20 protein-coding genes are annotated in these 21,311 nt (G+C 44.6%); 10 read left to right on the top strand and 10 right to left on the bottom strand.

The genetic code is table 11. The features are described 5' to 3' along the window. Positions 1-4: 4 nt before the first annotated feature. On the bottom strand, positions 5-1,198 hold the full coding sequence (locus tag A2517_RS11395) for a peptidoglycan DD-metalloendopeptidase family protein (protein ID WP_294897137.1): 1,194 nt from the start codon (positions 1,196-1,198) through the stop codon (positions 5-7). Between the two features lie 121 nt (positions 1,199-1,319). On the opposite strand from A2517_RS11395, the gene A2517_RS11390 reads away from it, so the two are divergent. The 3 genes from A2517_RS11390 to A2517_RS11380 are packed head-to-tail and all read left to right on the top strand — an operon-like array spanning position 1,320 to position 4,316. Further along, a complete protein-coding gene (locus A2517_RS11390) occupies positions 1,320-2,117 on the top strand; it encodes a plasminogen-binding N-terminal domain-containing protein (RefSeq protein WP_294897135.1) in 798 nt (265 codons plus the stop codon). 3 nt (positions 2,118-2,120) lie between these two features. Continuing rightward, complete coding sequence (locus A2517_RS11385; protein WP_294897133.1) at positions 2,121-3,506, top strand: FAD-linked oxidase C-terminal domain-containing protein; 1,386 nt, start codon at positions 2,121-2,123, stop codon at positions 3,504-3,506. Positions 3,507-3,509: 3 nt separating this feature from the next. Next, positions 3,510-4,316, top strand: a complete 807-nt coding sequence (locus tag A2517_RS11380; protein ID WP_294897131.1) for a YihY family inner membrane protein — start codon at positions 3,510-3,512, stop codon at positions 4,314-4,316. Here the strand turns inward: A2517_RS11380 and A2517_RS11375 are convergent. From A2517_RS11375 to A2517_RS11350, 6 genes are all read right to left on the bottom strand, one after another. After that, a complete protein-coding gene (locus tag A2517_RS11375; protein ID WP_294897129.1) occupies positions 4,263-5,525 on the bottom strand; it encodes a ComEC/Rec2 family competence protein in 1,263 nt (420 codons plus the stop codon). The two genes, A2517_RS11380 and A2517_RS11375, sit on opposite strands and share 54 nt — an antisense overlap. Then, positions 5,525-6,973, bottom strand: a complete 1,449-nt coding sequence (locus A2517_RS11370) for a replicative DNA helicase (RefSeq protein WP_294897127.1) — start codon at positions 6,971-6,973, stop codon at positions 5,525-5,527. The genes A2517_RS11375 and A2517_RS11370 overlap by 1 nt, the downstream gene beginning before the upstream one ends. Continuing rightward, a complete protein-coding gene (gene ispG / locus A2517_RS11365) occupies positions 6,974-8,035 on the bottom strand; it encodes a flavodoxin-dependent (E)-4-hydroxy-3-methylbut-2-enyl-diphosphate synthase (RefSeq protein ID WP_294897125.1) in 1,062 nt (353 codons plus the stop codon). An 18-nt stretch (positions 8,036-8,053) separates the two neighbouring features. Then, entirely contained in the window at positions 8,054-9,901 is a 1,848-nt protein-coding gene (locus A2517_RS11360; RefSeq protein ID WP_294897123.1) for a primosomal protein N', read from the bottom strand. Positions 9,902-9,953: 52 nt separating this feature from the next. Next, entirely contained in the window at positions 9,954-10,397 is a 444-nt protein-coding gene (locus A2517_RS11355; RefSeq protein ID WP_294897121.1) for a type II secretion system protein, read from the bottom strand. 99 nt (positions 10,398-10,496) lie between these two features. Then, positions 10,497-10,949, bottom strand: a complete 453-nt coding sequence (locus A2517_RS11350; protein ID WP_294897118.1) for a type II secretion system protein — start codon at positions 10,947-10,949, stop codon at positions 10,497-10,499. A gap of 136 nt (positions 10,950-11,085) precedes the next feature. On the opposite strand from A2517_RS11350, the gene A2517_RS11345 reads away from it, so the two are divergent. Both A2517_RS11345 and pckA read left to right on the top strand, forming a co-directional pair. Continuing rightward, entirely contained in the window at positions 11,086-11,478 is a 393-nt protein-coding gene (locus tag A2517_RS11345) for a hypothetical protein (protein ID WP_294897116.1), read from the top strand. A gap of 122 nt (positions 11,479-11,600) precedes the next feature. Further along, the gene (gene pckA, locus A2517_RS11340) at positions 11,601-13,184 is read left to right on the top strand and encodes a phosphoenolpyruvate carboxykinase (ATP) (RefSeq protein ID WP_294897114.1); all 1,584 of its coding nucleotides are present in this window, start codon (positions 11,601-11,603) and stop codon (positions 13,182-13,184) included. A 254-nt stretch (positions 13,185-13,438) separates the two neighbouring features. Here pckA and glnA read toward each other — a convergent pair whose 3' ends face one another. Further along, positions 13,439-14,869: a type I glutamate--ammonia ligase gene (gene glnA, locus A2517_RS11335; RefSeq protein WP_294897112.1), complete on the bottom strand. Its 1,431-nt coding sequence runs from the start codon at positions 14,867-14,869 to the stop codon at positions 13,439-13,441. Between the two features lie 72 nt (positions 14,870-14,941). Continuing rightward, positions 14,942-15,721 (bottom strand): histidinol-phosphatase, encoded by a 780-nt coding sequence (locus tag A2517_RS11330; protein ID WP_294897110.1) that lies wholly within the window; start codon positions 15,719-15,721, stop codon positions 14,942-14,944. A 73-nt stretch (positions 15,722-15,794) separates the two neighbouring features. On the opposite strand from A2517_RS11330, the gene A2517_RS11325 reads away from it, so the two are divergent. Genes A2517_RS11325 through A2517_RS11305 form a run of 5 tightly spaced genes read left to right on the top strand, consistent with a single transcriptional unit; the run spans position 15,795 to position 19,749 of the window. Next, the gene (locus tag A2517_RS11325; RefSeq protein ID WP_294897107.1) at positions 15,795-16,511 is read left to right on the top strand and encodes a chemotaxis protein; all 717 of its coding nucleotides are present in this window, start codon (positions 15,795-15,797) and stop codon (positions 16,509-16,511) included. Positions 16,512-16,560: 49 nt separating this feature from the next. Next, positions 16,561-17,853, top strand: coding sequence for a peptidase U32 family protein (locus A2517_RS11320; RefSeq protein WP_294897105.1), 1,293 nt, complete (start codon positions 16,561-16,563; stop codon positions 17,851-17,853). A 25-nt stretch (positions 17,854-17,878) separates the two neighbouring features. Beyond that, a complete protein-coding gene (gene purE, locus A2517_RS11315) occupies positions 17,879-18,373 on the top strand; it encodes a 5-(carboxyamino)imidazole ribonucleotide mutase (protein ID WP_294897103.1) in 495 nt (164 codons plus the stop codon). Between the two features lie 48 nt (positions 18,374-18,421). Further along, positions 18,422-18,895, top strand: a complete 474-nt coding sequence (locus A2517_RS11310; protein WP_294897101.1) for a DUF3972 domain-containing protein — start codon at positions 18,422-18,424, stop codon at positions 18,893-18,895. Then, complete coding sequence (locus tag A2517_RS11305) at positions 18,892-19,749, top strand: DUF89 domain-containing protein (RefSeq protein WP_294897099.1); 858 nt, start codon at positions 18,892-18,894, stop codon at positions 19,747-19,749. Before A2517_RS11310 ends, A2517_RS11305 begins: the two co-directional genes overlap by 4 nt. Here A2517_RS11305 and A2517_RS11300 read toward each other — a convergent pair. Beyond that, the coding region (locus tag A2517_RS11300; RefSeq protein WP_294897096.1) for a diguanylate cyclase at positions 19,746-21,311 on the bottom strand (1,566 nt) is incomplete at its 5' end. The genes A2517_RS11305 and A2517_RS11300 overlap by 4 nt on opposite strands.

The raw sequence follows: 21,311 nt of genomic DNA, 5'->3' as shown, positions 1-21,311 counted from the left end.
CTCTTTAAAAAGGTTTCGGCTTAAAGCTCTCACTCTCAACATAATAGGTTTCATGGAAATCAAAATACGGTTTTCGTATCCGTTTCTCTTGAAGTGCTTTTTTAAACTTTTTATCCATTTTATCCCGAATTTCATTAAACACTCTACGCTCTTTACCCGTAAAACCTTCGGTTTTTTTCTTCATCACACTGAGAGGATCAATAGCACTGCTTCCGCGATACATTCCAAAATGCAGATGCGGTCCTGAGGATAATCCCGTATTACCGACATATCCGATCATTTCGCTTTGCTTTACTTTCATTCCTGTATGTATCCCTTTTTTAAACGCTTTTTGATGAGCGTAAAGGCTTGTAAGTCCATTGTTGTGACGTATTTTTATCGTTTTTCCGTATCCTGTTGAATAGCCGACGAAGCTCACACGTCCCTCTCCGGTAGAGAGGATAGGGGTTCCGGGTCGCGCTCCGAAATCAACCCCTAAGTGGGCACGGTATCGGTGAAGTACCGGATGATAACGGCTCTTTGTAAATCGAGAGGTTATACGCGGGTTACGCATCGGAAGTTTAAACAAGAACTTCTCATACTGCCCCCCTTTCTCATCGTAAAAACGTCCGTCACTGTGGCGATAAACACGGACACGCTTTCCATTGATCTCAACCATAGCCCCGTGTACTTCCGGCATTGAAAACGGTTTCCCCAAACGATACTTTTGGGTATATACCATAATGATAGGGTCACCTTTTTTTAACCCTTTACGAAAATCAACTTTTCCTTTGAACATTTTCACAAAGATTGAGGCTAAGTTTTTCGATCCGGTCATTTTTAAAATATCATTATAAGGGATGGATTGAATCGGTACATAAAGAGTTTCCGTATACTCTTCACTCACGATAGGAATCACTTTCGTTTCATACCGTCGTTTCGGAGTGAGATAAATCTGCAGCTGCAGTTCGTCATTGACCGGAATCAAAATTTGATGGATAAAGTTTTGATTGTCGACTACCATTTGACATTTAGCGGTATAGGGGATATCTTCGGTGAGTTTTTGATCCTCTTTATCGAGGTTATAATAGACACGTAATGGAAGTTTTTTTCGCTCTAGAAAGGTGAGAAAGCTTTCACCGTCTTTCCATTTAAAATGTTTAACAGTACCGCCAAAAAGGAGAAGGGGCAATAACAGCAATGCAAAAAAACGACCCATCCCTATCCTTGACCAAAATACACATTACGAGAACGAAAAAGAATTAAATAATAGCAAAAATTCCATTTACAAAGTGGTGTTTGGCTATAATCATTCCTATATTCTTTACCAAAAGGTTACCATGATGCGCATCTGGCTTATTACTCTTATCGCTTGTAGCGTCTTAAACGCTTCTTCTATAACCGCACCTCTCCTCGAAGTCGAAGGAGAGCGTGCAGCAATCGTTGCCGAAAACTTGCGTGAGGGGATGAGCGGCTTTATCGTTCGAAAATTTGATGCCACACACAGTACCATTATCGCCAATGCACGGGTTGAAAAGACAAATCCCGCCAACAACCGTGCCATACTGCAGCTTAGTGAATACAGCGGCCTACGCCAAAATGCTCTTCCTAATGGTAACTGGACACCAAGAGCATCTGATATCGCCATCTTAGCCTATGATTATGAGCGTGCCCTTTTAATAGCCCCAAACGATGATACTTATGATGCAATCACAAAAAGTATCTCCGGTGTGGAATGGATTCATCCGGACAATTATGCAACGTTTCTCTCCTATGAAGGGCATCAAACCCCTTTAGTCGATGATTTTCAACGCTACTGTACCGCCAATTCGGTCGGGTTGCTCTATATCCAAAGTGCAAATCAACTCTTTACCCTCGACTGTAAAAGCTTTACAGTGCTCCAAACTGCCTCATTTGCCAAGGTATCAGAGAAAGAACAAACCCCTTTTTACACCCGTATTCCGACGATCCGAGGAGCATGGTGGGGTGAGGGAAGTTCAAGTTTAGACAGCTATGAACCCTACTACCTCGAAGAAATTGCTTTAAACAATTCAAAGAACAAAGAACTATATGAGCTCTACAAAGCAAAATTTAGCGATAAAAGTGCACTATTGCGTCATTTCGAGATTAAGGAATAAACAATGCTGAGCACTCACGCATTAGAATTTTTTACTACCCTGCTAGGCAAAGAGAACGTTTACAGCGATAAAGCTCACCTTATCGCCTACAGCTACGACGCAACACGCGAACGATTCGAGCCTGATGCAGTACTTTTTCCACGTCATGAGAGCGATGTCAGCGAGATCCTTAAATACTGCAATGAGCACCGAATCGTTATCGTCCCTCGCGGTGCGGGAAGCGGATTTACAGGAGGAGCCCTCCCCTCATCCGGCGGAATCGTCTTGGCGTTCGAAAAACATATGAATAAAATCCTCGAAATCGATATGCAAAACATGGTGGCTATCGTCCAACCGGGTGTTGTCAATATGGAGTTGCAAAAAGCGGTTGAAGAAGTAGGTCTGTTCTATCCGCCCGATCCTGCAAGCCAAGAGTATTCCACTATCGGCGGCAATGTTAACGAAAATGCCGGCGGTATGCGTGCGGCCAAGTACGGTATTACCAAAGACTACGTTATGGCGATGCGTGCGGTACTCCCTAACGGTGATATTATCAAAGCGGGCAAACGGACAATTAAAGACGTTGCGGGCTATAACATAACGGGGATTTTGATTGCGTCTGAGGGGACATTGGCCGTCACCACCGAAGTAACTCTCAAACTTCTCTCGAAACCGAAAATGACCAAAACGGCAATGGGTATTTTTCCAACCGTTCATACAGCGATGGAAGCGGTCTATAAAACGATGGCGAGCGGCGTCACTCCTGTTGCGATGGAGTTTCTCGATAACCTCACTATCCGCTCCGTGGAGCAGGTCTATCATAAAGGGCTCCCAATCGAAGCGGGTGCCATTTTGGTTACCGATGTGGACGGGAATCTTGAAGAAGATCTCGATTTTCAACTCTCAATTATCCAAAAAGTCTTTCAAGAAAACGGCTGCAGTGAATTTAAAATCGCTCAAAATAAACAAGAAGCAAGCGATCTATGGTTTGCCCGCCGCAATGCAAGCCAATCACTCTCAGTCTACGGAAGCAAAAAGATTAATGAAGACGTTACCGTTCCTCGCTCCGCTCTCCCTGAACTGCTCGAAAAATTTGATGCCATAGCCAAAAAATACAACATCAATATCCCATGCTTCGGTCACACCGGTGATGGAAATGTTCACACCAATGTCATGGTTGATGGCAAAGATCCGGAAGCGGTCAAAATCGGCTATGAAGCGATTCGTGAAGTATTTCAAGCCACTATCGATCTCGGCGGAACCCTCAGCGGCGAACACGGCATCGGACTGGCAAAAGCTCCTTATATGTCGATGGCATTTACCCCTGAAGAGATGGCACTGTTTCAATCGATCAAACGGGCATTTGATCCCAATAACATCCTCAACCCTTCCAAAATGGGTCTTGAGTAATTGATGAATTTCAAAGCAATGCTTCGACATATCCGCCTTTTTTTCCTGATGCTATTCGATCGGGAAATTACGGTGTATGCTTCGAGCCTAAGCTTTTACACGATTTTTACAGTTGTCCCCCTTTTGATTATCTCCCTTAGCCTCATTGCAAACGTTCCGGTATTTGAAGAACAATACGCCAAAATCCAAATCTTTATTTTCGACAATATTATGCCGGTACAAACGGCGGCCATTGCAGGGTATTTGGACTCATTTTTTAAAAATTCTGTCCAGCTTGGGATTATCGGATTTGCGACAATGATTGTCTCTTCACTCCTCTTTTTCCAAAATTTTGAACACATCGTCAGCAAAATTTTCAAAACATCCAAACGGGGAATTTGGGATGCGATTACGACGTATTGGACTCTTATCACCCTTACCCCCATTGTTCTCATAGCTTCAATGAGTTTAAAAGCCTATTTAGAAGCGAATATCAGTGGATTGGCCCTAAGTGCACTCTCTATTTTCCCGTTTCTTTTACTTTGGAGTATTTTCTTTTTGATTTACAAAATCGCCGTCAATGCTGATGTTTCAATCAGGGCTGCCGCAATGAGCTCTTTTATTGTTGCCGTAGTATGGGGGTTGGCAAAAAACAGCTTCATCCAGTACGTCTTTTACAACAAAACTTATGCAACGATGTACGGCTCTTTTTCCGCTCTCATCTTTTTCTTTTTATGGATTTATGTTTCATGGATTATCGTCATCTACGGAATGAAACTATGCTATCTGATAAACCGCGCTACCCAGCGTGAACACTCCCAAAATACCTAAGATCCAAAAAGCCTCTTTTCGCCACATCGCCCCTAAAGCTAACGCAACGCTAAGGACTCCCATCCAGATTGGGATTACAACTCTATTCATATCTCCGGATTCAAACATTTGAAGTAGATACGGATCAAACCAATCTCCCCACGGCGTGAAATGGAGCACCAATACAGTCGGATAATATAGGTTAAAAAGGAGTGCAAGGGGAATCGAGCCGATATGCCACCACCCAAACGTCCCGAAAATAGAAAGCGATATCGGTAAAAGAACTAAATAGCACCAAATATGAAGTGCCAAAAATATCTGCCAAAGTTTCCAATGCTCATAATAACGGATGAAAATAAAGATCGAAAGGACTCCGAAGGAGGAGAACCAAAACCCCAAAGAAAAAAACAATGTGGGGAAAAAGGCAAGCAGCACACCGACCGTAATGGAGAGCGTTTGCAGCGAGACAACCTTAATCCCCCGATCATAAAGCCAATATCCCACCGCTATCATCCCGAATGCTCTCACCATAGGGGGGATAAATTCCAAAGCCCATAAGTATAAAAAAAGTATCCCCACAACCATAAAAAAAAGATCACGATTGCCGTGCCGGTAGGGAAAATAGCGGTTTTGTAACCATCGATAGGGACGGCGAAGGAGAAAATAGACAATCAGCGAGATAATACCGTAGTGATAGCCGCTGATAGAGAGGATATGACTCAGCCCCATAGCACCGACCAATGTTTGAAATTCTTGCGACATAGGGGTAGCCACAAACAATGCGCCATAAAGCTCCCTCATCCATTGATCTTCATGGAGGGATGCGATACGACGATACCATTGCTCTTTAAGACTCAAGGAGGAATACACTTCGGTGATGACACCGCGTGTGTGCATCCCTTTTAAAAAATCCAAAAAAGTGACTTTCGCGACCTGAAGCTCCACTTGAACTTCCCGCCCCCTCAGATCACGCAGATAGGGGCTCATCGCAGATCGAACACTGGCACCGTTTTCGAGCCGAAGCTTCAGTGAGGTCTTAGGCACATCGCCGATCAGCCGCACCTCTTGATCGATCACTTCGGCTCGTATAAGCGGATCGTCAAAGGTTTTGAGTTGGGCAAATTGATAGTATTCATACGAAAGCGATAGGGAAGCTATAAAGAGGAGAAAGAGAAAAAAAAGTGAGCCGCTTTTAAGATCGAAAAGATCGATGCGCTCCAGTTTATTCATCAGATAATCGGCATCGATACCGTTTCATCATTGACGTTCATCGTCGCACTTTTCATATCAATACTCTCATAGACGATCTGCGCGGCACCAAATGTCGGTTTATCGACAAAGCGGGTGAATTTTTTCTGGAACATCAGTTTCACATGCCCCGTAGGACCGTTACGCTGTTTACCGATGATGATCTCGGCTTCCTCTTCCTCTTTCTCGACATATTTGGAGATAAACTCTTTTCCCGCGCTTATCGCCTCTTTCTCCCGCTCTTTCTCCTCTTTGTAGAGGTAAACGTCATTACGGTAGACGAAGAGGATGATATCGGCATCCTGCTCGATAGAACCCGATTCACGGATATCGCTCAGCATCGGACGCTTATCGGAGCGCGATTCGAGGCCACGGTTGAGCTGAGAGAGGGCAACGATAGGGATTCCGAGTTCACGGGCGAGCATTTTTAAGCCACGTGAAATCTCACTCACCTCTAAGTGACGATCTTTTCCCCCCGTCCCATTCATGATTTGAAGGTAGTCGATAACCGCTACTTCGATTTCAGGATGACGGGATTTGAGTTTACGCAGTTTGGAACGGAGCTGATGGATATTGATGGAGCCGTGATCGTCTACGAAGAGCTTGGATCGGCGCATTTTATCGACTGCATCGTTTAGCTGCTTGTACTCTTGAGGGTTCATATCCCCGACACGAAGACGCTGAAGCTGGATCGAGGTTTGAACACTCAAAAGACGCAACATGAGTTGCTCTGCGGGCATCTCTAACGAGAAAAAAGCGACCCCTTTCCCTTTATCGAGGAGATTTTGAACCATATTGAGGGCGAACGAGGTTTTCCCCATTGCCGGACGGGCGGCGATAATAACCAAATCCCCTTTTCCGAATCCCGTCGTCATTTTGTTCAGCTCCGCATACCCCGTATCGACACCGACAAGGACGGAATCCCCGCGCGCTTTCATCTCTTCGATGTACGCTAACGTCTCATCGGCGATGGAGGGGGCATCTTTAAAATCGGTTGCTTGAGAACTCTGCGTTATCTCATAGAGCTTTTGTTCAACCAAATCGACAACATCGGTGCCGCTGAGTTCCTCTTCCAAAGTCACCCGCTTTATCTCCGTCGTAAGGGTCAATAAATGACGCTTGATCGCTTTGTCTTTGATCTCTTGGACGTACGCTTTGGTATTGGCGATCGGATTGGCAGTGAGGATATCGACCATCACCCGCTCATCGAATTTTTGTTTACCCGTCAACTCTTTACGGAGGAACTCTTCATCGATCGGGAGATCACGATGGGCTAAGCTCATCATTGCGCGATAAATCTCTTGATGCGCCGCGAGATAAAAATCTTCCGGTGTTAAAACCGCATCAAACTCATCAAACTGAGCCGGATCAAAAATGATGGAGCTGAGGACGGAGCGTTCAAACGCCAAGTTATAGAGTGATTCTTCCATTTAGTCCTCTTCCTTAGCCATTTTTTCTACCTCTTCGACAAACCGATCAACGAGCTTATCTTCATCGAGACGTGCCACCACTTCACCGCGCACCATGACCAATCCCGAACCCTTACCGTAAGCGATCGCGACATCGGCATGTTTCGCTTCTCCGATGGCGTTGACGACACATCCCATCACCGAGAGATCAAGCGGTTTTTTGATATGCTTGGTACGCTCTTCGATCACCGCTACCGCAGAGACCAAATCGGCTTCGATCCGTCCGCATGTCGGACACGAGATGATATTCGGCCCTTCTTTGGCGACACCGCTGTCTTTTAAAATCGCCCGACCGACTTTGATCTCCTCTTCGAGTTCCCCCGTGATAGAGACCCGCATCGTATCACCGATCCCCTCCAGTAACAACGCTCCCAAACCGATAGCACTTTTGATCGTCGCATGAAAAATCGTCCCCGCTTCAGTCACACCCAAATGAAATGGATAGTTGTTTTTAGGACGGAGAAGGCGATAGGCTTCGACGGTGCGCTGAACGTCACTTGCCTTGAGGGAAACTTTAATGTCGGTAAATCCCAAATCTTCGAGATATTTGATGTTATACTCGGCAGAAGCCACCATCCCCTCCGCCGTAGCGCCGTAACGCTGTTCGAACTCTTTTTCCAAACTTCCCGCGTTGACCCCGATACGAATCGGAATATGGCGTTCTTGGCACGCTTTAACAATCTCACGGATGCGTGATTTTTCACCTATATTGCCGGGGTTAAATCGGATACAGTCCACCACTTCCGCCGCGATAAGGGCAAGTTTATAGTTAAAATGGATATCGGCGACGAGGGGGAGCGAAATCTGTTCTTTAATCGCTTTGAGTGCCCGCGCATCTTCCTCATCAGGAACGGCGACACGGACGATATCGCATCCGGCAAAATGGAGACGATTGATCTGCTCGACCGTTGCCGCTACATCCGCAGTGCGCGAATAGGTCATCGACTGTACCGAAATCGGAGCATCACCGCCGATAGGGACATTCCCGACAAAAATCTGTTTGGTTGGATAGCGTGTTATCATTGGGCGATTATACCACAATTACGTGAACTCGATAGGATCCATATCAATCTCGCAAAGGGGTGATTTGACATGTTTTATCGCACGGATAAGGTCGGTACTTTTATCACTTCGCAGCAATATTTGAAAACGGTATTTATCAGCGATCTTCTCAATAGGAGAAGCCCCATATCCGACAATTTGGACGTTAGCCATCTGCTCGATTTGCATCACTGCCCTCTCCATTTCAGATTTTGCTTTTATGCCGTTTTTATGGGCATAGAGTAAACGTGCCAATTTTTTCGTCGGAGAATAGCGACCATCGCGAATACGCAATTCATCAATCAAAAATTTCTCATAATCATCAAGATAACTCCGAAAAAACGACTCATTGAAACTTTGTACTATCACTGTCGCATTCTGTTTCCGTCCGCTCCGCCCCGCAATCTGCACCAGAAGCGACAATGCCTTCTCCCGTGCGCGGTAATCGCTTTGGGAGAGGAGATTATCGATCCCCATAACGACTGCGAGGGTGATATCGTGATAATCATGCCCTTTTGAGAGCATCTGTGTCCCCACCAGTAAATCGATCTCATGTTTATTAAACGCTTCGAGCACTTTAATCAGTTTGTTTTGAGTCGTAATAACGTCACGATCAAACTGCTGTACCCGCAGATCCTCACTCAGTTTTCCGAAATGTTCCACCGCCTCCGCCGTTCCGAGCCTTGCGGTACGAAGTGCGCCGCTTTGACACTTCGGACACACTTTCGGCACTACTTCGGTGTAGTTGCAATAGTGACATTTCAGAGCGCGTGAGTTTTTATGTTGGCTCATCCCCACGCTGCAAAACGGACACTCGACATGATATCCACACCCATCGCATACCGTGTATTTGAAATTCGCCCGTGTCGGGATAAAGACAATGGCCTGATGAGCTTTTTCAAAGTTTTCCATAACCCTGTTATCGATACTTTGCGTTAACGCTTCAATGGAGGGTTCAAAGACAAAAGTCCGTTTGGATTCAAAATACCCCCCGCGAAGACGAAAAAATGGGTATTTAGCGTAGCTCGTCAATGAGGGTGTAGCGCTCCCTAACACGACGGGGATTTTAATGAGAGTGCCGATATAAACTGCCATATCCCGTGCATTGTAGCGAGGACGGGAAGAGGATTTATAACTCTCGTCATGCTCTTCATCGACGACGATCAACCCTAAATCCCGTATCGGTAAAAAAAGTGCCGAGCGGGGGCCTACGATAATGTGTGCCGAGCCGTCAACTATTTTTTCCAACGTCACTTTTTTTTGCTTCGGGGTCATTTTGGAGTGCCATAAGACGACGGATAAGCCGAAATGATTCTTAAATCGCGTCTCCATTTGAGGGGTTAACGAGATTTCGGGAAGAAGTAACAGTGCCCTCTTCCCATCACTGAGGACTTCATCCATCCGTCGCATATAGATTTCGCTCTTCCCTGCCCCCGTATCCCCGAATAAAAGTGATACTTTGTGAGAGCGAATAAAATCGAGGGCTTTTAATTGTGATTCGGAGAGGGTAATATTGACAGGTGGACGTTCGTGGTGAGCCACTTCGACGGGCTCATGGTGAATGGGATACGGCACAAAAAGATTCAGCGCTTCACCCAATGAACACCCATAATATTCTGCCATAAACTGCGCACTCTGAATTTGGGTGTCAGAATAAAACAGATCAAAAATTTCAACAATAGGTTGCGTACTAAAAAGAGGTTTTTCAACTTCGGAAATAACAACTCCCTCCGCCGACCGATTACTGAGAGTGAGTGCTACTTTACTGCCGATCGGCAGTGAACCGCTGTGATGATAGGTTAAGGATTCAAGGGGGGAACCCAAAAGGGAAATTTGGTAAAAAAACATATAATCCTCACATCCGCGAATACGGCATTATAACCGATTTACTCAGAGGTGATTAATTTGTTAGTAAGGCACATTCCGTATCATCTGCATCGTTCGCACAATCAAAACGTCCTGTCGTCGCATTATAGTCAAAGGTTACATCGGTACCCATTATTTGGAAATCATAAGCGTTAGCACCGCTTTTCATCCAATGCCCGTTACGATCTGCTGAAGTGATCCCATACATTAAGAGATTATTGTTATCAAATAATGTTTCCCCTTCTGTATTTTGATCAGCATCATCTAACGTAGCTATAAAATCCGTATCTCCTTGCAAAAGGCGCCCCTGACGTTCACTGACAATAGCTGCACGGATCGCTGAGACATCACTGCGCCCTTTGGCGATCTCCGCATCATCGCGGGTAGCAGCGAGACGCGGAATAGCGATTGCGGCCAAAATACCCAATACGACAATGACAAAAACCAATTCTATCATCGTAAATGCAAAACGTTTCATTTTTTAATCCTAATTGTCCTGAGTTCTACGATTGATTACCAATCCCATAAATCAAATCAATTTAAACAAGTGTATTGCCCGAAGGCAATACATAAACTACTAGCGCAATACTTGAGATCCGCCAAAAAGATGTGGACTTCCTGCGATCAAATCTGCAACTGCCGTATTAACACCTGCACATACAGGTAATGCTGCATCAGCACCCGCACCAACTGTAAGATTACCATCTATCAACGTTCCATTGATAGTAAATGTAATACAGCTGTTATTGTTATCATCAACAAAATGGATTACATCACCATCTGCCATCGCATGTGCACCACCTTCAAATGTTGCTACATTAGTAATATCTCTAAGATTTCCTGCCCATGTTCCCTGAGCCGTAAAACGTGCACCGAAATCCGTTACAGCCGTAGCTACATCCGATGACATACGAGAAATAGTCGCATCATCACGCGTTGCCGCAAGACGCGGAATAGCAACCGCTGCCAAAATACCCAAAATAACGATAACGAAGATCAACTCGATCATAGTAAAACCTGAACGTTTCATGGTTTACTCCTTGAAGTTTTTAATAGTGATTACGCTTGTAACCCTACTGTCATTATGAATGGGATTATCTTATAGTTTGATTAAACTCATAAACTATAAGAATGTGGCATAATTTTGACAAATTCAAGGAGAAGAAATGAAGATTGCCGTACCTGTAATGGATGAGAGTCTGAAAATGGCGGGGAATGCCGGACATACCCCTTATTTCGCCGTATTTAACCTCACCGGAGGAATGTTTAAAAGTTTTACGTTAGAGGGACTGCGTACCAATCCCAAAGCTGCAGGTGAAGATCATCATGACCACGACGAACACCATACATGCGATCATGACGCGGGAGATGTCGAACACATCAAAGCACACGATACGATGGCGGATACGATTGAAGACTGCGATTATCTCGTTGTGAAAATGGCGTGTAAAAATACGGCTAAGAGTATGAACAATGTCGGTGTAAAACTCCAAAAATACAATGGAACCGAAGCGCTGGCACCTAAAATATTAACGGAATTAGCAGCTCAGTTCAAATAAATCACCACTTTAATTCTCGTTTATAAATTGGAGGCGTATAATTCGCACCATAAATGGAGTGAAAGCTTCAAATCTTCATCTGGGTACAGTACGCAGATGAGTCCTAAAAGGTAAAACAACCCATGATTTCCGCAGAGATTGAGACGTTAGGCATAAAAAACAGTGGAAAGCTTTTCCATAACCTTAGCTTTGATGAGCTGATCGAGCACGAACTTAAAAACGGTGAGTGTAAACTTGCAAGTAACGGTGCGACAATGGTCGATACGGGTATTTTTACCGGTCGAAGCCCGAAAGATAAATATTTTGTCAATCAAGATCCTTCAAACAAATACATCGCATGGGGCGATGTCAACAAAAAAATCGATAAAGCGGTTTTTGATGAGCTCCTCGTTGTTGCCCGTGAACAACTCTCCGGAAAAGATCTCTACGTTACCGACGTCTTCTGCGGATCAAGCGCATCCAGTAAACGCGCTGTCCGTTTTGTCTCTGAAATCGCATGGCAAGCCCATTTCGTCAAAAATATGTTTATTCGCCCGAACGAATCGGAACTCGAAGCGTTCAAACCCTCTTTCACCGTACTCAACGCTTGTAAAGCGGTGAATGAAAAATGGGCACATCATGGGCTCAATTCCGAAGTATTTGTCCTCTTTGATGTCGAAGCCAATCTCTGTATTATAGGCGGCACATGGTATGGCGGAGAGATGAAAAAAGGGATTTTCTCCATGATGAACTACTGGTTGCCGCTCGAGGGGAAACTCTCTATGCACTGTTCAGCCAACGTCGGAGCCGCAGGTGATACCTGCTTGTTTTTCGGACTTAGCGGAACCGGCAAGACTACCCTCTCAACCGATCCAAAACGTGCCCTTATCGGTGATGACGAACATGGATGGGACGAAGAGGGTGTTTTCAACTTCGAAGGGGGATGCTATGCGAAAGTGATCAATCTCGATCCCTCAAGCGAACCTGAGATTCACAATGCCATCCGCCGCAACGCACTGTTAGAGAACGTCGTTTATGACGAAGACGGTATCGTCGATTATACCGACGGTTCTAAAACGGAAAATACCCGTGTCTCTTATCCGATTGAGCATATCGACAACCATCAGCCATCCCTTATGGCGGCTCATCCAAAAAATATTATTTTCCTCTCTGCCGATGCGTTCGGTGTATTGCCTCCAGTTAGCCGCCTCACCAAAGAGCAAGCGATGTACTACTTCCTCAGTGGTTATACCGCCAAAGTTGCCGGAACCGAGCGTGGCATCACTGAACCTGTTGCAACATTCAGCTCATGTTTCGGTGAAGCGTTCTTACCGCTTCATCCGACTGTTTATGCGAAACTTTTAGGTAAAAAGATCGATCAACACGGGGTTAACGTTTATCTTGTTAATACCGGATGGACCGGGGGCGGATACGGTGTCGGAAAACGGATGAGTATCAAAGATACCCGTGCTTGCATCAATGCTATTTTAGACGGAAGTATCAACCAAAGTGAGTTTGATACCACTAATACCTTTGGTTTCCATATCCCGAAAACACTCGGCTCTATCGATCCAGTTATCCTCAATCCTCGTAATGCATGGGCGGATCGCGATGCGTATCTCGTTCAGCGTGATAACTTGGCTGCTCTATTCATCAAAAATTTCCAAAAATATACCGATGGACAAAGTGAATTCGACTACTCTGCTGCAGGACCAAAACTTCCATAACTTCTTATACTTTTCTGTTTAGTCAGAAAAGTACCAAAAGATCATACTGCGATCCAAGAACGCTCATTCCTCTCGGCACTACTGCCAACGGAGCGGCTCTTTGGTTTGGATCACAGGGATTTTATAAAATAATCAGAAAATAGTTGAGTAGAAGAAGAGATAAAAGAAAAGCACGCAAGCGTGCGTGGGCTTACCGCCGAGGTAAACTCAGCGTTAGCGTAGCCAATCGGGACGCGTTCCGATTGGCGTTTAAACTAACATGAATATGTAGATTTAAATTCGAATGCAGTAGGACGAGCTTCGTCAGGCCATACTTGTGTTTCGAATTTGTAGTTTTGATATGTATCCAAGAATTCTGGAGTCATAACCGGTTGTAAGAAGTCGTTATCACGGATCAAAGCTTCCAATGCACCGCGTAATGTATGAGGCATTTGTGGAATACCTTTTTCACGGATTTCATTAAGAGTAAGTTCGAATAAATCTTCGTCCATCGGTCCAATCGGAACCATTTTGTTTTTGATACCGTCAAGTCCTGCAAGCAACATAGCCGTAAACGCAAGGTATGGGCATGAAGTAGAATCCGGGAAACGCATTTCGATACGTGTCGCTTTTTCACCCGCACCGTATGGAACACGGCACGATGCTGAACGGTTTTGGCTAGAGTACGTCAAAATTGACGGCGCTTCGAAACCAGGGATAAGACGTTTGTATGAGTTGGTTGATGGGTTTGTAAACGCTGCAACGGCTCGAGCGTGTGCAAAAATACCACCTACATAATGCAATGCTGTTTCAGACAAGTTGCTGTAACCGCCCTCTTTGTAGAATGTGTTTTTACCGTCTTTCCAAATTGATTGGTGAACGTGCATACCGTTACCGTTGTCTCCGTAAAGTGGTTTAGGCATAAACGTAACGGTTTTACCGTTAAGGTGCGCTACCATTTTGATAACATATTTAAGTTTTTGAACGTTGTCTGCCGCTTCTACAAGAGTTCCGAAAACGATACCGATTTCACCTTGACCTTGTGCAACTTCGTGGTGACCGAGAACAACTTCAAGACCTACTTGCTCTAGTGCCAACATCATCTCAGCACGAAGATCAACCATAGTATCGATAGGTGCTACCGGAAAGTAACCACCTTTTGTACGTGGGCGGTGACCTGTGTTGAAACCGTCTTTGAAATCTTTTGCATCATTCCATGCACCCTCTTCAGTGTCTACTTCATAGTATGAACAGTTTACTTCGTCACGGATTTTGACATCGTCGAATACGAAGAATTCATTTTCAGGTCCGAAATACGCAACATCACCTACACCTGCGTTTGCAAGGTGCTCAAGCGCTTTTTTAGCGATTGCACGAGGACATTTTTCGTATGCTTGTCCTTTGTAGATATCATAAACGTCACAAAATACGATAACGGTCGGATCAGCTGTGAACGGGTCCATAAACGCAGATTCAGCGTCTGGTTTAAGCAACATATCTGAACGATTAATTGGCTGCCAAGCATCGATAGATGAACCATCAAACGGAAGACCGCCTTCAAATTGACCCGCGTTTACCGCACTCATACGGTAACTAACGTGATGCCATGTCCCCTTCATATCGGTGAAACGAAAGTCAACGAATTGAACATCGTTCTCTTTACAAAAACTGAAAAACTCGTCGACGCTATTTACGAATTTACCCATGCAAATCTCCTGAAAATAATTAAAGTATCGCAGTATAGCAAAAGTTAACGTTATCTAAAATATTTTCCTTGATTAAAATTTAATCATTTCCCGATCCCGTCCTCGATAGAGGGCACATTTATCGTAACCGACCGAGCGTGCCAATGCTTCAGCCTGAGCACTGTAAAGCCCAACCTGATCAACGCAATGGGCATCTGAACCGAACGTTATCGGAATTTCCAATTCAGCTATCGATTCAAGCAAAAGGGGGGAAGGATACGCTTCTGCAACCGGTTTTCGATACCCTGAAACATTAATCTCAATAGACATATTAGCTTTTTTAATCGCCCTTAACGCCCCCTCTGCCAGCAATCGAATATCTTTTGTCGGTAAAAATTTGAAAACTTTGAGCAAATCTAAATGACCTACAATATCAAACGCTCCACTCAATGCCATCGCTTCAATCAGCCCAAAATAACGCCGATAGACATCATCAATATCTACCCCCTCGTAACGACCGATAAATTCGGGATTATCAAACCCCCAATCATCAATAAAATGGACGCTCCCTATCAAATAATCACACGGCCGACTCAAAACAGACTCATCCATATATCCCGGAAGATAATCGATTTCATACCCCAATAAAACAGTGATTTTATCTGCATAACATTCCGCAGCCTCTTTTACCCAAGACTCGTACAGTTCCATTTGATCGAAACCCATCCGATATTTTGGATCATAATGCATCGGAGCATGATCTGAAAATCCAAAAAACTGTGTGCCGCACACAATAGCGGCTTCCACATACTCCGCGACCGTTCCGGTAGCATGATTGCATAAAATTGTATGGTTGTGAAGATCGACTCTCATGAATGCACCCTAAGTAAAAATAATGGTTTTAATGTTATTATAGTGCAATTTTAAATCGTTGAGGATAGAGATCATGACGCAAGAAGAGTTAGATGCGCTAATGAATGGTGATATAGATTTGGACGTAGGATACGAAGAAGAGGAAAAAGAAAATTTAGCCGAAGCTCCTGTATCTGCGGATGAAACACTCAGCGACGAGCCTTACAATGAGATGGATCCTGATAAATACCGTGTTTCCGCAATGCACAGCTGGCCGCCGCCTCCACCGACGGATGATAATAAAATGGTACATCAACTGGACGATGTCACCAAAGAGAGCGAACAAAAAGCAACGGAGATATTTGACCTCATCGAAGGTATCAGCAATGAATTAGGCCAAGGTGAAAAAGATATCAAAGCTCTGAAAGCGATCATAGGGGGAAATATTACCCTTTTTACTACGTTGAGTGCAAAATTTCCACATGTGGATACTTTTAAGACCCAATTAGGTGAAAATGAAAAGGCTATGAAGAATCTCGAAGGGATTCTTGAAATGCTTCAAAACGGCGGCGACACCATTATGAACGTAATGGACATTATGCAATATCAAGATATTCACCGTCAAAAAATCGAGCGGGTTATCAACGTAATGCGTGCCCTCTCAACCTATATGAATCATCTCTTTGCCGGAAAAATCGACGATAGCAAACGGGTTAGCTCTGCCGTCCACCTCCCTGGAGACAGCACGACTGAAGATGTTGTCAACAGCGATGATATTGAGGCATTATTAGCTTCATTTGGGAAAAAATAAATAAAGAAAACGATACAATTCGCCCACTTATGTTGTAAAGAGAGTCGTATTGAAAAAAGTGGAGCTTCTTTCCCCTGCAGGGAATTTAGAAAAACTAAAAATTGCCATTGACTTCGGTGCCGATGCTGTATATGGGGGAGTGAGCCATTTTTCGCTCCGCATACGCTCCGGCAAAGAGTTCGATTTGGAAAGCTTCAAAGAGGGGATTGACTACGCCCACGCGCGGGGACGTAAAGTCTATGTCACCATCAACGGTTTCCCCTTTAACTCCCAGTTAAAACTTCTCAAAGAGCATATCGCCACCATGGCTTCATTAGAGCCGGACGCTTTTATCGTGGCAACACCGGGTGTCCTTAAACTCGCTCACCAAATTGCCCCCCATATTCCACTGCATCTCTCGACGCAAGCCAATGTTATGAACGTCCTCGATGCACAGGTCTATTACGACATGGGAGCGCGCCGTATTATCGCCGCACGGGAAATTTCACTGAAAGATTTAAAGCAAATCAAAGAAGAACTCCCCGATTTGGAGATCGAAGTGTTTGTCCACGGCTCCATGTGTTTTGCCTACAGCGGAAGATGTCTCATCTCAACGCTTCAAAGCGGCCGGGTTCCGAACCGTGGCAGTTGTGCCAACGATTGCCGTTTTCCCTATGAGATGTATGCCGCCAACCCCGAAACAGGTACTCTTTTCAAGTTGGTCGAAGATGAGGGAATCGGCACCTACATTATGAATTCGAAAGATCTTAATCTAGCAAGTCATATTCAAGAGATACTGGACGCAGGATGTATCGACTCACTTAAAATCGAAGGGCGCACCAAAGCCCCTTATTATGCCGCTATTACCGCAAAAGTATACCGCCGTGCCATCGATGATTATTACGCGGGGGAAAGTGATCCTGAACGTTATCAAAAAGAGTTAAATACGATGCAAAATCGCGGCTTTACCGATGCCTATCTGATCAACCGCCCTTTTGAAAAACACGACACCCAAAATCTCGATTACTCGATGATGATGGGAACCCATCAGGTAAGCGGTATCGTCGATGAATCAGGCGATTTTTTCGAATGCAAATATAAAACATTCCCTAATGACGTTATGGAAATTGTTGCTCCATCCAATGCAACTATTGAAGCGGTTGATAATGAAATCGGTACAATTGAAATGAAAGATTCTCAATGGACGATCTCATTTAAACAACTGCTCGCAGAAAATGGAAAAGTATGGGATCAAGTACACAGCGGAAATCTCAACCGCTTTAAACTCCCCGCATCATTGCCTCCGTTCACTTTTTTCCGTATCCCAGCTTCTGAAGATATGGGAACCATCACCAAATGTTAATTTTAAAATCTAAGGAGTCAATTCAATGAAGTTCGTATCAATTATTATGGGAAGTAAAAGCGACTTTGACGTTATGCAGTCATGTTCGCAAACCCTCGAAGAGTTCGGTGTACAGTATGAACTCATCATCTCATCGGCGCACCGAAGTCCTGAACGTACCAAAGACTACATTGTCAAAGCGGAAGCCAAAGGGGCGCAGGTTTTTATTGCAGCAGCCGGTATGGCAGCACATTTGGCGGGTGTTTTAGCCTCCAAAACCATCAAACCTATCATCGGTGTACCAATGAGTGCATCAGCGCTCAGCGGAATCGATGCACTTCTCTCTACTGTCCAAATGCCTGCCGGAATGCCGGTAGCAACAGTTGCCATCGGAAAAGCGGGTGCGATCAATTCGGCCTATCTCGCTATGCAGATATTAGCGCTAGAGAATGAAGAGTTACGGATGAAACTCCAAGAAGATCGTATCGCCAAAGCGAAAAAAGTGGAAATGGATTCCTTGGAAATCGAAACCATTTTATAATCAGGTACGCATTTTGCTATAGTATTTAAAATTTGAAGGCGGTGAAGTATGCAAGGGTGGATGAGTATCGATGACTACGCGCAAATGACAAATATGGAGCGTAGTGATGTTGAAGCCTTAATAGTACGCGGCAAACTCACTACCCTTATCGAAGACGGAGAGGTAATCATCGACCCGGGTCAAGGGATGGAGGGGCTTGTCCCTGCAACGATGCAGGAACTTAGTGCCTCTCATGCAGATATTACCTTGGGTGCTAGTTTTGTTGAAAAAACCATCGGCACCATAATCAACCTTCATGAAAAAGTCCTCGTCGCCAAAGAGGAGACGATCGAATCGATCAAAAATGAGAATGAATTTCTCAAAGATGCCCTCTCCTCTCTTCAAGAACTCTACGAAGAGGATCGCAATACCATTGCCACCCTCACCGAACAGCTCAAACTCTCTCAGCAGGAAGTAGAGTTTATGCGCCGTAAGTATAAATTGATGTGGGGAAAAGTCATTGACGATCACGCCGCTCAATGACGATACAACCGGAATGTATTAGCTGCATTGCGGCTCAAAGTAAACGTGTTTGCGAAGCAATTTACGCCGATGAAACACTGACTGAAAAAATAATCAGCTACGTTGAAACGGCTCTTAAAGAGGCCGATTTCACCCTTTCACCTCCCGTCATCGCGGCACCGCTATATGAGCAAATGGCTATTCTCGCCCAAACCGATGATTTATACGAAGAACAAAAACAGCACGCCTCAGCGCAGGCAAAAAGCTATCTTAGCTTTTTAGAGGAAACGATCCGAAACAGTGATGACCCGCTCATCGCCATTCTCAAAACCGCCGTAGTGGGAAATGTGATCGATCTCGCCGCCGAAGTGAGTTTTGATCTGCATGACGCGATTATGTCGGTCTTTAATACGCCGTTTTCCCACGATGATACCGAAACACTGCGCGCTTCTCTCACACACGCTAGAACACTCCTTTATATCGGAGACAATGCGGGAGAACACATCTTTGATGCGCTGAGTATCCAATTCCTCCAAAAACTCTATCCTCAACTATCGATTACCTATATGGTACGGGGAAATCCGATTATAAACGATGTTACGATGAAAGAAGCACAGGAAGCGGGAATAGAGAAGATATGTACTGTAATAGACAGCGGTGTTCCGACTCCCGGATTTGTCTACAATTTCGCATCCCATGAAGCTCAAGAACTTTTTGACAGTGCAGATCTGATTATCGCTAAAGGGATGGGGAATTATGAGTGCATGACTCCACAACAACGGCACACTATCTGTTTTTTACTCAAAGTAAAATGTTCGGTCGTTGCCGCTTCGCTCGATCGCAAGATAGGCGATATTATCTGTAAGCTCTCTTAAGCCACACAGATCCGATTTCTCCCCTCTTCTTTCGCACGGTACAAGGCACTGTCCGCACGCCCTACCACATCTTCAATCCGATCCCCTTCACGGCTTTCACTGATTCCGAAACTGCATGTCAGTGTATGAATATGGGGGAAATTGTAGTTTTCAATGATCAATTGAATTTTTTCTGCCAACTGTTTTCCCCCTTCCAGATCGGTTTCAGGACAAAGTATCATAAACTCTTCCCCTCCCCACCGTCCGAGTGTATCAATGGAGCGAATGTTGTCACGGAGCAATTGGGCAAGTGCAACCAATGTTTTATCTCCTGCCAAATGACCATACGTATCATTCACCCGTTTAAAATAATCCAAATCAAGAATGATGACCGAAAACGTCCGCCCGATACGTTCATAAAACTGATGATATTCAAGTAACTTTTCATCGAGACGGATACGGTTCGCCAAACCTGTCAAAGGATCAGTAGTCGCCATTTTTAAAAGTTGTTGATGGTATTTCCCCATTTCAAACTGTCGATAGATAAAAATTGAGATAATAAAAAATGCTATCAGAGCGACAATATAGCCCCACGTGTAATCCACACCATCCTCATACGTTATCGCAATGTAGCGATTCAAAATTCTTTGCCGCTCCGCAACTGTAATCGAATCAATCGCTTTATCTATAATGGTTTTAAGTTCAGGATAATCATTTCGTATCATCATCCGAACGTCAAAATTAAACTCGGTGGTTCCCGAAATTTTAAGATTGAGCTGGTTATCGGCATTGATAAGATAGGCAACCACCGGAAGGATATCGATCACGGCATCAACACGTCCCGAGCTAAGCAGTTTAAGCCCTTCACGAGTGTCTTCAACCCCTACAATCGTGATATTCGGATATTTTGCAGCGATTGATTCTGCGACACTATGTCCTTGGGCAATCGCAATCTTTTTGCCATCCAGGGCCTTGAGCCCCGGGATAAAATCTATTGTTTTCCCCGTAACGATTACATTCGCAAATGTGGCATACGGTTTCGAAAAAATGGCATAGGGCTCTTTATCTTTAGAAATAGATGTCCCTAAGGTAACATCAGCGGTTTTCGTTTTAATCGCTTCTAGTATGCCAGATAGCGTGGGTGAGGGGATAAATGACGTCTGCATCCCTGTTCGCTCAACAATCAGTTTCCAGAAATCGACCGCTATCCCCTCAAGCTCCGGAGGGTTACGCTCAGAGAGAAAATTAAAAGGAGCCCACGTCACTGTAGAGGTATAACGGATCGTGTTCATATGTAAAAAAGAGCGCTCATCCACACTCATCATCACCGATTGACGAGCGGCATCATCATAGACAAGTCCGTCTAGCCGTTTTTCATTTTGCTCAATTCCCATCACTTTGTAAATATCTGAAATACGACGAAATTTATCAACCGTTATCGATCCCAGCGGCTGATCCCCCCGATAAGCCAATGTTTTAAGAACCTCTCCCTCATAGATAAGAGAGTTCAACGATTTATTTTGTCCGTTATAGTGTTTTCGTATAAGCTGTGCCGTTTCGGGAATATTGGCAAAGGCGTATTC

The organism is Sulfuricurvum sp. RIFOXYD12_FULL_44_77 (assembly GCF_001830725.1).
Classification (GTDB): Bacteria; Campylobacterota; Campylobacteria; order Campylobacterales; family Sulfurimonadaceae; genus Sulfuricurvum; species Sulfuricurvum kujiense_A.
The sequence above is the reverse complement of the archived record's forward strand: the minus strand, read 5'-3'. Positions and strand labels throughout refer to the sequence as shown.

Coding starts and splice junctions, on each gene's coding strand:
- A2517_RS11395 (WP_294897137.1), bottom strand. CDS start 1,198: ATGGGTCGTTTTTTTGCATTGCTGTTATTGCCCCTTCTCCTTTTTGGC.
- A2517_RS11390 (WP_294897135.1), top strand. CDS start 1,320: ATGATGCGCATCTGGCTTATTACTCTTATCGCTTGTAGCGTCTTAAAC.
- A2517_RS11385 (WP_294897133.1), top strand. CDS start 2,121: ATGCTGAGCACTCACGCATTAGAATTTTTTACTACCCTGCTAGGCAAA.
- A2517_RS11380 (WP_294897131.1), top strand. CDS start 3,510: ATGAATTTCAAAGCAATGCTTCGACATATCCGCCTTTTTTTCCTGATG.
- A2517_RS11375 (WP_294897129.1), bottom strand. CDS start 5,525: ATGAATAAACTGGAGCGCATCGATCTTTTCGATCTTAAAAGCGGCTCA.
- A2517_RS11370 (WP_294897127.1), bottom strand. CDS start 6,973: ATGGAAGAATCACTCTATAACTTGGCGTTTGAACGCTCCGTCCTCAGC.
- ispG (WP_294897125.1), bottom strand. CDS start 8,035: ATGATAACACGCTATCCAACCAAACAGATTTTTGTCGGGAATGTCCCT.
- A2517_RS11360 (WP_294897123.1), bottom strand. CDS start 9,901: ATGTTTTTTTACCAAATTTCCCTTTTGGGTTCCCCCCTTGAATCCTTA.
- A2517_RS11355 (WP_294897121.1), bottom strand. CDS start 10,397: ATGAAACGTTTTGCATTTACGATGATAGAATTGGTTTTTGTCATTGTC.
- A2517_RS11350 (WP_294897118.1), bottom strand. CDS start 10,949: ATGAAACGTTCAGGTTTTACTATGATCGAGTTGATCTTCGTTATCGTT.
- A2517_RS11345 (WP_294897116.1), top strand. CDS start 11,086: ATGAAGATTGCCGTACCTGTAATGGATGAGAGTCTGAAAATGGCGGGG.
- pckA (WP_294897114.1), top strand. CDS start 11,601: ATGATTTCCGCAGAGATTGAGACGTTAGGCATAAAAAACAGTGGAAAG.
- glnA (WP_294897112.1), bottom strand. CDS start 14,869: ATGGGTAAATTCGTAAATAGCGTCGACGAGTTTTTCAGTTTTTGTAAA.
- A2517_RS11330 (WP_294897110.1), bottom strand. CDS start 15,721: ATGAGAGTCGATCTTCACAACCATACAATTTTATGCAATCATGCTACC.
- A2517_RS11325 (WP_294897107.1), top strand. CDS start 15,795: ATGACGCAAGAAGAGTTAGATGCGCTAATGAATGGTGATATAGATTTG.
- purE (WP_294897103.1), top strand. CDS start 17,879: ATGAAGTTCGTATCAATTATTATGGGAAGTAAAAGCGACTTTGACGTT.
- A2517_RS11310 (WP_294897101.1), top strand. CDS start 18,422: ATGCAAGGGTGGATGAGTATCGATGACTACGCGCAAATGACAAATATG.
- A2517_RS11305 (WP_294897099.1), top strand. CDS start 18,892: ATGACGATACAACCGGAATGTATTAGCTGCATTGCGGCTCAAAGTAAA.